General features: G+C 41.6%; 9 protein-coding genes. 7 read left to right on the top strand and 2 right to left on the bottom strand.

Annotated elements, in window-relative coordinates; translation table 11 throughout:
- Positions 1–47 precede the first annotated feature (47 nt).
- From KZC02_RS18515 to KZC02_RS18500, 4 genes are all read left to right on the top strand, one after another.
- Entirely contained in the window at positions 48–2,246 is a 2,199-nt protein-coding gene (locus tag KZC02_RS18515; RefSeq protein ID WP_221390064.1) for a two-component regulator propeller domain-containing protein, read from the top strand.
- 127 nt (positions 2,247–2,373) lie between these two features.
- Complete coding sequence (locus tag KZC02_RS18510) at positions 2,374–3,546, top strand: exo-alpha-sialidase (RefSeq protein ID WP_221390063.1); 1,173 nt, start codon at positions 2,374–2,376, stop codon at positions 3,544–3,546.
- A 63-nt stretch (positions 3,547–3,609) separates the two neighbouring features.
- Positions 3,610–5,832, top strand: a complete 2,223-nt coding sequence (locus KZC02_RS18505) for a hypothetical protein (RefSeq protein WP_221390062.1) — start codon at positions 3,610–3,612, stop codon at positions 5,830–5,832.
- A 90-nt stretch (positions 5,833–5,922) separates the two neighbouring features.
- Positions 5,923–7,221 carry a DUF3748 domain-containing protein gene (locus KZC02_RS18500; RefSeq protein WP_229253666.1) on the top strand — a complete coding sequence of 433 codons (1,299 nt, stop codon included), beginning with the start codon at positions 5,923–5,925 and terminating at the stop codon, positions 7,219–7,221.
- A gap of 28 nt (positions 7,222–7,249) precedes the next feature.
- Here the strand turns inward: KZC02_RS18500 and KZC02_RS18495 are convergent, their stop codons facing one another.
- A complete protein-coding gene (locus KZC02_RS18495) occupies positions 7,250–7,804 on the bottom strand; it encodes a Uma2 family endonuclease (RefSeq protein WP_221390060.1) in 555 nt (184 codons plus the stop codon).
- Positions 7,805–7,858: 54 nt separating this feature from the next.
- Complete coding sequence (locus tag KZC02_RS18490) at positions 7,859–8,941, bottom strand: SGNH/GDSL hydrolase family protein (protein WP_221390059.1); 1,083 nt, start codon at positions 8,939–8,941, stop codon at positions 7,859–7,861.
- A 102-nt stretch (positions 8,942–9,043) separates the two neighbouring features.
- Between KZC02_RS18490 and uxuA the strand changes: the two genes are divergently transcribed.
- The 3 genes from uxuA to KZC02_RS18475 all read left to right on the top strand — a co-directional run bounded on the left by uxuA (position 9,044) and on the right by KZC02_RS18475 (position 14,086).
- Positions 9,044–12,331: a mannonate dehydratase gene (gene uxuA, locus KZC02_RS32530; protein ID WP_221390058.1), complete on the top strand. Its 3,288-nt coding sequence runs from the start codon at positions 9,044–9,046 to the stop codon at positions 12,329–12,331.
- Positions 12,332–12,421: 90 nt separating this feature from the next.
- Entirely contained in the window at positions 12,422–13,216 is a 795-nt protein-coding gene (locus tag KZC02_RS18480; protein WP_221390057.1) for an SDR family NAD(P)-dependent oxidoreductase, read from the top strand.
- Between the two features lie 30 nt (positions 13,217–13,246).
- Entirely contained in the window at positions 13,247–14,086 is an 840-nt protein-coding gene (locus KZC02_RS18475; RefSeq protein WP_221390056.1) for a ThuA domain-containing protein, read from the top strand.
- Positions 14,087–14,258 lie beyond the last annotated feature (172 nt).

The raw sequence follows: 14,258 nt of genomic DNA, 5'->3' as shown, positions 1-14,258 counted from the left end.
TTTCAAAAGCACCGATGCGGGAAACATTTTTTCTGATTTTACTTTGTTTGGCCTTTATTTCTTGTGAAAGAAAACGTGAAGCCGTATCAGAAAAAACGGATTATCAGGATGTCGCGTTCTGGCAGGAATATCACGAAGCCTATCCTGTTGATAGCCAGACTGGTGCAAACGAAGTTAGAAGTATAACCGTAGATGATCAGTCTGATATCTGGATTGCAACGAAAGCTGGAATATTTCAAAAGAAAAAGAATACGAACAAATGGGTTGAAATTCTTTCCAAAGAAGACAAAGGCCCTGCTTTTGCTGTAACTGCTGAAAAAGGGGTTGTTTGGCTGGGTGTCTGGAACGGATTATATCGTTTTCAGAACCATAAACTGACTAAAGTTGCTGGTCCGGTTGGCCCGATATCGGCAATTTGTATAACCGGAAAAGTGGTCTTTGTATTGGGGCCAAATGGTTTCTGGATTGACAAAGGAAATGGTTTTATCAGGCAAAAAGATCAGATTTCACGTTCGGTCCGTGATGTGATATCAGACAATCACAATGGGCTTTGGATTGCTACCGACGTTGGTTTATTCCATTGGACGGAAAATGGAACAACGCATTATTATAAAGCAGATGAGCTGATAAGCGGTTATGCAAAAGGCCTGGCAATTGATACTGAACAAAAATTATGGGTTGGCGGATTGGGAGGAGTTACCATTCGTGCAAACAATAAAAAAGAGAAAGAATTGAAACCTGAGAATGGAATACCTTCTGTTTATGTAACATCAGTAAAATATGCTCCGGATAGTTCCATGTGGGTTGGTACACAGACTGGCTTAGTACGTTATCGTGCAGACGGAAGTCATTCCGTGCGATTTACCAGGCGCTGGCTGATGGATGACCAGGTCAATGATATTGCGTTTGACCGGGATGGCAATGCATGGATTGCAACACAACAGGGCGTGAGTGTCATTAAAAAGAAGAAAATGACATTGGCACAAAAGAGTGATTTTTTTTATGATGTATTGATGAAAAGACACATCCGTGCACCATGGATTGCCGGTCAGGCGCATCTGGAAATTGCGGGGGATACCACATCATGGAAACCGGAAGATGATGACAATGATGGAGAGTATACCGGGAATTACCTGGCGATGGAAAGTTTCAGGTACGCCGCTACCAAAAATCGGGAAGCGAAGGAAAATGCGAAAAGGGCTTTTGGCTTTCTGAAATTATTGAAGGAGGTAACAGGTACAACAGGCTTTTTTGCCAGAACTATCGTGCCTTCGGACTGGAAAAGTGTACACGACGGCAACCGCACTTTCACAGAAAGAGAACGTGCAGACGAATTGGTGAAAGAGCCCAGATTCAAACCTGTTGAAATCCGGTGGCATAAGTCTGCGGATGGTAAATGGCTTTGGAAAGGTGATACAAGCAGCGATGAAATGTGCGGTCATATGTTTGGTTATTTTTTCTATTACACTTTGGTAGCAGACGAAACCGAAAAGAAAATCATTGCGGCTCATGTTGCAGACATTGTGGATCATCTGATGAAAAATAACCTGAATCTGGTCGATATAGATGGAACGCATACGCGCTGGTCGGTGTGGTCGCCGGATAAGCTGAACAGAGACCCTGAATGGCTGCCGGACCGGAACCAGAATTCAATGGAAATGCTGACTTTCCTGAAATTGGCCAATCATATGACTGGTCAGGAAAAATACCAGAAAGAATATCTCAGGCTGATCAATGAGGAACACTATCTGGAAAATATGGCTGAAGTAACCAAACAGAATCCGGCATGGTTAATCTATTTCGACGTTGTTTTACAGGCATATCTCTATCCCATTTTAATGAAATGTGAGAAAGATCCGGAAAGATTAAATTTTTACCGGAATCATCTGGAAGAGTGGTTTGAAAAAAGAAAAGCTGACCATAATCCGCTGATTAATTTTATCTATGATTACAGCCTGGATAAAAAGTCTGAATTGAACAATTCCGTAGATTTTTTAATCGACACACCGCTTGATCTCATCGACTGGCCGATAGACCATAGTAAAAGGGAAGATATTAAAGTGGTAAGAACTCCGGTTTTAGAAGATGTACAGGTGAGTGAATTGCAGCCGGCGAGCCTTAGAATGGCTGTACGCTGGGATAAAAACCCATGGACTCTGGCAGGCGGGGATCCGCATACTGAACGTGAACCGGTTTTCTGGTTGCTGCCGTACTGGATGGGAAGATACCTGGGAATGATTAAATGATAGCGAAGATGGCGCGAAGCTCTGGCTTTGTGACAGCTATTTTAAGGCCAATGGCCTTTTACGAAATAAATTAATCCGGCCGGAGGCCTTAAAATAAACATCCCGAACAGGACGTTCGCGCCATCAGATGAAAATACAATTTACGCTTCTGTTTCTTTTTGTTTCCGTTTTGCTTGTTCGGGCTCAGCCCTCTCCTATTGTATCCCAAACCCTTATTTTCCCGCAGCAGGAACAGCATGTGCATGGCAGCAGCCTGGTTAGCCTTCCCAACGGCGATTTTCTGGCAGCGTGGTTTCAGGGTAGTGGTGAGCGAACGGCAGACGACGTAAAAATTATGGGTTCAAAATTAAAAAAAGGGTTAAAAAACTGGTCTGAGCCATTTCTGCTGGCTGATACGCCCAATATTCCGGATTGTAACCCTGTCTTATTCCTGAATGGCCAGGGAAAGCTTTTCCTGGTATGGATTGCTGTTCAGGCTAACGTTTGGGAACAGTCGATTTTACGATTCAGGACGTCGGTAGACTATGAAAAAAACGGCGCTCCTGTATGGAACTGGCAGGATAATATTTTACTAAAACCTGATCAAAAATTTGCAGATGAAATTAAATCAAAATTCAAAGATCTGCCTGAAAACAATGCCGGCTGGGCAGGATATGCGCCTAAATATGATCAGATGATTATTGAAGCCGCCACTGATTTGCGAAAAAGGAGCATTGGCTGGATGACGCGGATCAAACCTTTGTTAATGGAAAACGGACGAATTGTACTACCACTTTATTCTGATGGCTTTAACCTCTCCATTATGGCAATTTCAGACGATCATGGCACAACCTGGCGTCCGGGGTTGCCGGTAGTTGGCCGTGGGCCGATTCAGCCTGCTATTGTTAAAAAGAAAAACGGGAACCTCATTGCATATATGCGCGACAGTGGCGACGAACCAACGCGTGTACATTTCAGTGAATCTGCGGATCGGGGTGAAAGCTGGACAGCCACAAAGAAAACTGATATTCCTAATACGGCCAGTGTGGAATTACTGGTTTTGAAAAATGGTAAATGGGCTTTTCTGGGAAATGATATTGACGACGGCAGGTATCGGCTTAGTTTGCGAATTTCGGATGATGAGGGAAAAACATGGAGATCGAAATTTTTTATTGAAAACGACTTGTCCGGAAAAGGAAATTATTCCTATCCTTCACTGATACAAACAAGTGACGGGCTTTTGCATATGACTTATTCCCATCATCCTGAAAAAAACAAAAAATCGATCATATACGTTGTCGTTGATCCTGATAAAATTTGATTGATGCGGATGGCGCGAACGTCCCCGTTCATGACGTAAAAAAAACCTAAACCTATATCATAAATGAACAAGCTCCTATTTTTATCCTTCCTGTACGTGTTTGCTTTTTCGCGTTGCAAAGTCTTTGCCCAATCTGTTTATAATGATAAACCGTTCTTACAGGATTACAGTATCAAATACTATTCAGATACAACAAAGCTCAAAACAATCCAGGCATATTCCGATCGCAATGGTGTTATTCAGATTCTTTCAAGCAAAGGCCTGCAGCATCCATCTGACGGACAATTTTTATATCAGGGCAGTATTGAACCGGATCATTCTTACCGGTTTATGAAAGATAAAAAAATCTCAGCAATCGGATCTTATCAGGATCAGCTGGTTTATCTGACAGACAAGGTTGTGTTCAGTAATGCCTGGGCCGGAAAGTTATTTTCTTCCCATACACTACCTCATGCACATTTATTTAAAGGAGGGAAGGATTTTACATTTATGATTTCCGACGGAAAATCTTTGCAGCTGATTAAAGATTCCAAAAATCTCTGGAATGGTACTTTACAGGACGATGAGGTGATTGCAATCCGGTTTCAGGAAAATACAGATCAGTTCTGGGTTCTTGGAAAAAAATCACTTTATACTTTTAATGTAAACAGTTCTAAACTGACTAAGCTTCTGGACGGGGCTAATTTCACTGCTTTTGATCTAATCCAGAATAACCAGAATATCATTATTGGTACTACCGATGGATATATAAAATTCAGCGTTTCTTCAAAAAAGCAAACAGGAGAAATCCAAAAAAAACTTCCGGTTACCAGCATAACTGCAGTTGAAGAAATAAATAATAAAACCTGGTTTGGATCAAACGAAGGAGCTTTTTCGTTACGTTCTGATGGTAAATTTGATTATTATAATGGTGAACGCTGGTTACCTGGCAACAGGGTTTTGCATATTTCCGAAGGCCCAAAAAATTCTGTACTGCTATTAACTTCTGCCGGGCTTGGACAAATAGCATTTAAAGAAATGACACTGGAAGAAAAAGCCATGTACTATGAAGAACAGGTAAGATCGAGACATATCAGGAATGGCTTCAATGCCTCGGTCAGGGGAATGGATCACGGCAAATTATCTACCGGTTTTATGGAAGATTCTGACAATGACGGCCTTTGGACTTCCATGTATTTAGGCGGTGAAATTTTCCGGTACAGCGTAACCAAGGATCCCGTTGCACTTCAGAATTGCCGTGAATCACTGGATGCAATGGAAAGATTGTATTCCATTACCGGATTACCCGGTTTTCCTGCCAGATCATTCGAAAGAGCCGGCAATATCGATCAGTTAAGTGACTCCGATCGCTGGCAGCATTCACCTGAAAAAGAATGGGACTGGAAATCGACTACGAGCAGCGATGAAATAATCGGCCACATTTTCGCATTCGGAGCTATGGCTGAGCTGGTTGATGATGTAAACCTGAAAAAACGCGCTGTTGCCCTGATCGACACTGTAATGTCACATATTGTAAAAAACGATATGTATCTGATTGATTTTGACGGAAAACCTACAATGTGGGGCAAGTGGAACTCTGAGTATGTCAATGCGTTTCCGCTTAACGTCGGCGACAGAAAACTGAATTCTTCCAACATTGTAGCCATGCTCCAGACAGCTTATCATTTTACAAAAAAAGAAAAATACAAGACCAAAGCTTTTGAGCTGATGACCAAATATGGTTACCTGGAAAACATGATGCGTACGATGGATTTCATTGGAAAAGCACCGGAAGACGCCGATGAGCACAGCAAACATATGTCCGACGGCTGGAACCATTCGGACGATGAAATGTACTTTCTGGGCTATTGGGGTTTGTACCGTTATGCGTTCAATGATACACTGAAAGCAAAATACAAAGAATCAATTATTGATCACTGGAAGGCAGAAAGAGCCGAAAAGGAAGGTGCATGGAATATTTTCACTGCTTTGACCGGAACCAAAGAATTTGACCTGAAAGAGGCTGTCTGGTATTTACAGGAACATCCGCTGGATCTGATCGACTGGGGAATCCGGAATAGCCACAGAAAAGATATTGAAATGACCGATGATAATTTTCGTAAACAAACTATAAAAGAAGTGCTTCCACCAGACGAAAGACCGATACAAAGGCATAACGCGAATATGTTTAATCTGGATCGTAATGGCGGGAACGGCGAATCGGAACACAGTGCCGGCGATATCTGGCTATTGCCTTACTGGATGGGGCGCTATCTAAAAGTGATTAGTGCGCCGGTCAAAAAATAATTTTCAGCGAATATGTCCTCTTTATTTATAAATTCGATTTTAATTATTGCAGCAGCCACATTTATAAATTCCTGTCAAACAAAACCGGATTTGGAAGAAAAACAAATTACCAATGATCTGAGCTATCATCACGATCTGGACAATAATGACAATTTCTCTCCCGACGGCGAATGGTTAGTGTATGATACGCGTACTGACAGCGGTGGTATTGCGGCCTCCTCAAAAATTGAAAAAGTTAATATTCTTACCGGTGAAAAAAGGATTCTGTACGAAATAAAAAACAACCAGGTCTGGGGACCCGGAGCGGGTGCAGTAAGTTACAATCCAAAGGAAAATTCTGTGGTTTTTATTCACGGCCTGGCGAGCAGTAGTGAGGCAAATCCCTATCAGCAATGGCGGCGGACTGGCGTTATTGTGCAAGATTCTGATCCGAATGTTCCGATCTTTATGGATGCACGCGATATGACATTTCCCTATACACCCGGAGCTTTACGTGGCGGGACGCATCGGCACGAATGGAGCGGCAACGGACAATGGATTGGATTTACCTACAATGATGCGATCATGAAGGCATTGGAAGATTCAACCGGCACAAAACAGAACCTGAGAACTATTGGTGTTTCAAAAAAAATAAAACCTGTTATTGTTGATCAGAATAGTGAAAATATTTCCGGAACGTGGTTCAGTGCACTGGTGGTCCGCGTAGTGCCTGAACCAACGCCGGGAACCGACGAGATCAGTAATGCAGCGGGCGACAGTTGGGTTGGGCAAAATGGCTACATCAATAAAGTTGGCAAAAGACAAATAGCAAGAGCTTTTTTAGGAACAGTTCCGGGTCAAAAAAACAAAGCGGTGCCCGAAGTTTTCATTGTGGATATACCGGAAGATATTACACAGCCAGGCGAACATGGGCCGCTTGAAGGAACAAAAACTACATTGCCAATGCCGCCGAAGGGGACTCTGCAACGCAGACTTACCTACACAGCCAATTCAGAGAAACCAGGTTGTTCAGGAATTGTAAGATCTTCGCCGGATGGCGGTTATCTGGCTTTTATGGCTTTCGACAAAAACGGGATTCAGCAGGTGTTTATAATTTCTCCCAATGGAGGAAAACCGGTTCAATTAACTGAACATGGATCTGATGTATCAGGAAATATACGCTGGCATCCTGATGGCCAACGCGTAAGTTATGTTTGGAATGGAAGTTACGTTTTATGCAAATTGGGAAACTATGATTTTAAAGAACGTTTTGAAATAATAACAAAACCAACAAATCCTGCACCAACTAATGCAGTATGGTCACCCAATGGAAAGACGATTGCTTTTAATCGTTTGATAAAAAATGGAAAAGACTCTGCTCAGCAGATTTTTGTGAGGGAGATTAATTGATAGTACTAATACAAAGGCGTAATTCAATCTAAAAGAGAATTTCTTCATAAACTGTACTTACCGGCATGTTTATATTGAAAAAGGGCAGAGCAATACTCTCGTCTAACTTGTCATAAAACTCTACATACCACCGTTCTCCTTCACGAATATAGATTTCTACAAAACAACTTTCCTGTTCAACAATCAGGTAATACTGGAGAGAAGGTAATAACCGATATTCGTTTAATTTAGTTGTACGATCTGTTTTCGCAGTACTTTCAGAAATAACCTCCACAATAAGAACCGGTTCGGTAGCATATTTAAGTTTATTCCCGCTTTTTCTAAAAATCAAAAAATCAGGTATACGGAAAACTTTGCTTTCCTGCACCTGTAATTTAACCGCATTTTGAATAAAAATATAAGATTGTCCTGTAAGTAACCCACGTAAATAAAAATGGATATTTCCCGCAATCTGATTAGCTGTAACTGATTCTCCTGACATCTCTATAATCTCTCCGTTTACATATTCAAAACGTCCTTCATGCGTTTCGCAAAAGGCAAGGTATTCTTCCAGAGTATAAAGTTTTTCAGCTACCGCTTCCATAATGTTCTGCTTTTTTCAAAAATACTGATTTTTTAATTAAATCAGAAATTGAATTTAGGGAACCAAAATACCCACAATTTCCTGTGCATACCAGCGGATCAAAAAGTCATTGGGATGGTTTATATTATTGCCCGTCATATCCTGATACGATTTGTATTTCAGTAATTCCCTGTGTACTGTTGTCATGTCTGCAAGTACAATTCCCTGCATTGTTAATTCTTCCAGAACACTTTTAAACTCAGCCTGTGTTCCTGTAAAAAATGATTCAGGATTTGGAAGCATCGGAGTTACCAGGATAAATTCTGTGTTTTTATTATTTTCTTTAACACGCTCGATAATCTCCTGGATATTAGCTTTAAACTGCTGAGGCTCCATTTTTCCGGTTCCGTCATTCATACCAAATGCAATAATTACCAGATCCGGATTGTGGTCGGCAACCAGTTTCTGTACATTATTCTTCCCCCATTTTGAATCCATTCCACCAACTGCCGTATTGGTAAATGTTACCGAAGCTTTATAAAATCGTTTCAATTTTTCGGTAATCAGGTTTCCCCAGTCCGGCAAATTGGGAGATGCGCTGGATTTTCCACTGGCATTGGCTCCGGCAGCAATACTATCACCATAAAGCAGCAAATGTATGGCCTGTTTAAGTTTCAATTTCTCAATAGTATGAGGCAGATTTTCACCCTGAAAAATTGGGATAACGCCCTTCCAGCCGTTTTTGGCATGTTTATAAGTTATGGCCAATTGATGCTCATGAAAGTAAGAACCTTCGTGGAACAAAACTTTTCCTCCGCCTTTTTTAGGAAATACATTTTTTGTCGAATCCGGATATAACTCATCATTGGTCATATAAACTGCGCTTGAACCAGGCATCAGTTTAAGTTTTCCATCCTTATATTCCCAATCTACATCTTTCTTGTATTCAATGTTTAATGCAGAATTTCTGACGGAAAGAATATGTTTTGGCTTAAACAAAAGTTGCGCCTCTGCTGGTTTTCCCTCTTTCGAAATCATCAGTACCGATTCATTATACATCGTTTTCCCTTTCCAGAAAGGCTTTAATGAGATATCGATCAAATCACTTTGAGCTGTGGCAGTGCAACTTATGAATAAAAGGAACAGTATGTTTTTCATATTTAGTAAAAGGAAATTATTCAATTTCTTTACCTGTAAGGGCAATTCTTACCAATTGCGTCTCTTACTCCATACAGAACCTTTATTACTGACTTTATTTTTATGATACATACCATGCGTTGGTTCGGCCCCAATGATCCGGTTTCATTAATGGATATTCGTCAGGCCGGATGCACGGGAATTGTAAGCGCATTACACCAGATCCCTGTTGGTGATGTGTGGTCAGTTGAAGCAATAGAAGAAAGAAAACGAATTATTGAGGCTGGAAATCAGCAATATACTCCCCTAAATTGGTCTGTTGTTGAAAGCCTTCCTGTTCATGAACATATTAAAAAAGGACTTCCAACAAGGGAATTATATATTAAAAACTACAAAGAATCTCTTCAGAATCTGGCGACTTGCGGTATAAAAACGGTTTGCTACAACTTCATGCCAGTACTGGACTGGTCGCGTACGCAGCTTGATTACATTTTGCCGGAGGGACATAAAACATTACGTTTCGTTTGGGAAGATTTTGCTTTGTTTGATCTCTATATTCTCAGACGGCTTAACGCAGGGTTTGATTATGAACCTGAGATCCAGGAATCTGCCTATAATAAATTCCGGAGCATGTCGACAGAGGAAATTGCAACACTGACCAATACTGTTTTGCTTGGACTTCCCGGTTCAGAGGAAGCGTTTGATCTGACTGTTTTCCAGAGTGTACTGGATGAATATGAAAATATAGGTGATAAAGAGCTGCGTGAAAACCTGTATTATTTTGTAAAACAGGTCGCTCCGTTTGCTCAGGAACTGGGTATTAATCTGTGTATTCATCCGGACGATCCACCGAGGTCATTATTAGGTTTGTCGAGAGTAGTAAGTACAGAAGCAGATTTTGAACAGCTGATGCATGCAAGTGATGTGCGCGCAAATGGTATCACATTTTGTACCGGATCTTTGGGCGTAAGAGCTGATAACGATTTAGTGAATATCATAAACCGGTTTGGCGACAGAATACACTTTGTTCATTTGCGTACCACTAAAAGGGAACCGGGAACCAGAAATTTCCATGAAGCTCCGCATCTGAACGGCGATGTGGACATGTATGAAGTGGTAAAAGCTTTACTGGAAGAAGAACAAAAACGAAAAGATTCGGGCTATACCGAATATGAATTACCAATGCGCCCGGATCATGGTTTTCAAATGCTGGACGATCTGCACAAAAAAACTTATCCCGGTTATTCAGCCATCGGCAGGCTGAAGGCACTGGCTGAATTACGCGGACTGGAAATGGCAATCCGGCGTTCTTTTCAGTTAAGTATTTTGCTTATATGTACGCTTTTCAGCTATACAGCTTTTGCCGACGACGGTTATCGCTTGTGGTTAAAATACGATCTGATCAAAAACGAGGCTAAAAGAAAAGAATATGCATTAGCACTCAATGCCATTGTTGTTGATAAAATTAGTCCGGTTAGCAAAACAGCGACGGATGAATTGCAATCAGGTTTGCAAGGATTGCTAGGAAAGAAAATATCAATCCAGTTGAAATCTTTACCGAAAGGTGGAAATATTTTTTTAAGAATAAATCCTTCTGAAAAACTGGCAAATGACGAAGGTTACCATATTTATAAAAATGGTTCTGACTTTATTATTGCTGCCAAAAGCGATAAGGGATTGTTGTACGGCAGTTTTGCATTTTTGACACAAATACAAACCGGAAATTCGGTGGATAAGATCGACATTACGTCGAGTCCGAAAATACAGCTTCGGATGCTTAATCATTGGGATAATCCTAACGGAACTATTGAACGTGGTTATGCCGGATCTTCACTTTGGAAATGGTTTGAATTACCCGAACGCCTCGATCCGAGATATCAGGATTATGCAAGAGCGAATGCTTCAATCGGAATAAATAGTACGGTAGTCAATAATGTTAATGCAAGCGCCCGGTTTCTGACTCCAGAATACTTACCGAAAGTAAAGGCCTTGGCCGGCGTATTTCGTCCATATGGAATTAAGGTTTTTATGTCGATCAATTTTGCGGCTCCTAAAATATTGGGCGGACTAACAACTTCCGACCCGCTTGACCCAAAAGTGAAACAATGGTGGATCGAAAAAACAAAAGAAATTTACGCCGCTATTCCTGATTTTGGAGGTTTTTTGGTTAAAGCAAATTCAGAAGGTGAGCCCGGGCCGCAGGATTACGGACGCAACCATGCAGATGGAGCAAATATGCTCGCCGATGCATTGGCACCTTTTAATGGTGTAGTAATCTGGCGTGCCTTTGTTTACAAAGCCGACGCAAATGGAGACCGTTTCAAGGCAGCTTATGACGAGTTTAAACCTTTGGATGGGCAGTTCAAACCCAATGCAATGGTACAGGTTAAAAATGGCCCGATTGATTTTCAGCCTCGTGAACCATTCAGTCCGCTTTTTGGAGCCATGCCTAAAACGCCTTTGGCTATGGAATTTCAGATTACACAGGAATATCTGGGATTTACAACTAATTTTGTTTTCCTCGCCCCATTGTTTAAAGAATGCCTTGATGCTGATACTTATGCAAGTGGAAAAGGATCAAGTGTTGCGAAAGTCGTTGACGGCAGCTTACATAAATATGAAAAAACAGCCATAGCAGGAGTTGCCAACACAGGCTCAGACCGGAACTGGACGGGACATACAATCGGACAAGCGAATTGGTATGCATTCGGCAGACTCGCCTGGGATCATACACTAACTTCGGAAACCATTGCGGAAGAATGGACAAAAATGACTTTGACACAAGAGCCAAAAGCAGTCAAAGTTATCACAGGTCTATTATCCGGTTCAAGAGAAAACTACGTCAATTTCACAACACCGCTTGGTCTGCATCATCTGATGGGGCAAAATCTACATTTTGGCCCCGAACCCTGGTTAGAAAAAAGTGCACGGCCTGACTGGACTGCTATTTATTACCACAAAGCGGACCCAAACGGGATTGGATTCGACCGCACAAAAACCGGTAACAATGCATTGAACCAATACTCCGCTGAAACTCAGAAGCAATGGGAAAATCCTGAAACCTGCCCACTACCCTATTTACTTTGGTTTCATCATGTGGCCTGGAATAAGAAATTAGCATCCGGAAGATCACTCTGGGACGAACTTTGCTATCGTTATTATGAAGGTGCGAAATCTGTATCAGTGATGCAGGAAAGCTGGAATAAAGTAAAACCAATGGTTGACCCTGATATTTTTGCGGATGTTTCCGGCAGGCTTTCCGTTCAGCAACGTGAAGCTTTGTGGTGGCGCGATGCCTGTGTTTTATATTTTCAGAAGTTTTCAAAAATGCCTGTTCCACTACCCTATATAAAGCCGGAAAGAACACTGAGCGAAGTAAAGGAAATAACACGGACTTATCAGTTGAAATAGCTGTCGGCTGTCGGCTGTCCGCTGTCCGCTGTCGGATTAAAATTTGATTGTGGTTTAAATGGTTCAAAGACTTATATTTTAATAAATCGAATGATTTCTGTAACAAATAGTGCGAATGAAGAATCTTCTTCTTCCGTTTTTTCCCTCGAAGGCCAATTGGCACTAATTACCGGCGGTGGCAGTGGAATTGGTTTTTACATAGCCCAATGCATGATACAAGCGGGAGCAAAAGTTGTCATCACTGGTCGGCGGGAAGAAGTGCTTAAAGAAGCGGTAAAATCGTTGGGAGCAAAAGCCAGTTATTTCGTGAATGATGTGACCAAACTGGAAACCATACCACAGCTCATTGCCGACATTGAAGACGCGCTTGGCCCGATTGACATTCTGGTTAATAATGCCGGCATTAATATGAAAAAACATGCCATAGAAGTTACAGACGAAGATTTTGACCGGATTATACAAACCAACCTGCATGCTGTATTTTCTATAACAAGAGAATGCGGAAAGCGGATGATTGCACGAAAGCAAGGCTCCATTATTATGATCACTTCTATGGCTGCCTTGTACGGAATTGACCGTGTAGTGGCTTATACCGCATCCAAATCAGCTGTTGGCGGAATGGTAAAAGCGCTGACGACTGAATTTTCTCCGTACAATGTGAGGATAAATGCAGTTGCACCGGGTTTTATAGAAACACCGATGATGCTCACAGCCATGAACGGCGATCCTTCACGCCGGGACAAAGCCATGGACCGCACGCCTATGGGAACCTGGGGAAAACCTGATGACGTGGGATGGGCAGTAGTTTTTCTGGCATCGCCTGCTGCAAAGTTTATTACCGGTGTTTCACTTCCGGTAGACGGAGGCAACTCAATTGGTTTTTAAGATTTCAAAAAACATATAATTCAGTACCTGATGAAAAAAACAAAATATCTGAACCACCTGATCTGTTTGTTACTAGTTATTGTAACCACTTCTCTGAATTATTCTTATGCGCAAAAGATCAGGTGGAATAAAGTAAAAATATTGGTTTATACCAAAAACGGAAAGGGTTACGTACATGATAATATTGCCAATTCCGTCACAGCAATTCAGGAGCTGGGAAAACAACATGGCTTTACCGTTGATGCGAGTGATGATCCTGCAAAATTTACGGATGAAAATCTGAAACAATATGATGCACTGGTTTTTTCAAACACCAACAATGATGTCTTTGATACTGATGAACAGCGTGTTGCTTTGATGCGATACATTCAGGCAGGCGGAAATTTTGTCGGGTTACATTCGGCATCAGGTACGGAAAGAAAATGGAGATGGTTTAAAGATCTGCTTGGCGGAACATTTTTCTGGCATGAACCCGGACAAAGTTTCACGGTAAAAGTGCTGGATGCCAAAAATCCTTCTCTAACACATTTGCCTGAGCGCTGGGAACGCCCTGTTGATGAATGTTATTTTTTGAAAGAACTGGGCGTAAACCTGAATGTTCTTGCAGTTAACGATCTGACTACAATTCAAAAACCAGGAGGAAAAGCACTTGATACTTTTGGTACTATATTTCCATCTGTCTGGTGGCATGAGTACGATGGAGGGCGCGCATTTTATACGTCCATTGGTCACGAAAAAACAGATTACGAAAAGGAGGATCTGAGAAAACATATATTAGGTGGAATTGAATGGGCAATCGGGCCGCAAAAACCAAGAAATTACAGCAAAGCCTACGCCACCACCCCAAACGATGAAATAAAAAAAAGGTAAAACAAAAATAGCCTGAAAGGCCTATATATCTCAAAGTCGGGCACCACCCGGCGAATTCGGGGAATTCGACGAATTCGGGAAATTCGGGAAATACGCGAAATTCCGCGAATACGGGAAATACGCCGACGAATATTGCGCATCACCCGGCAATTATATACACCAAGACATTAAA

Origin of the sequence: Dyadobacter sp. NIV53 (assembly GCF_019711195.1) — a bacterium.
In the GTDB taxonomy this organism is placed as follows: domain Bacteria; phylum Bacteroidota; class Bacteroidia; order Cytophagales; family Spirosomataceae; genus Dyadobacter.
The sequence above is the reverse complement of the archived record's forward strand: the minus strand, read 5'-3'. Positions and strand labels throughout refer to the sequence as shown.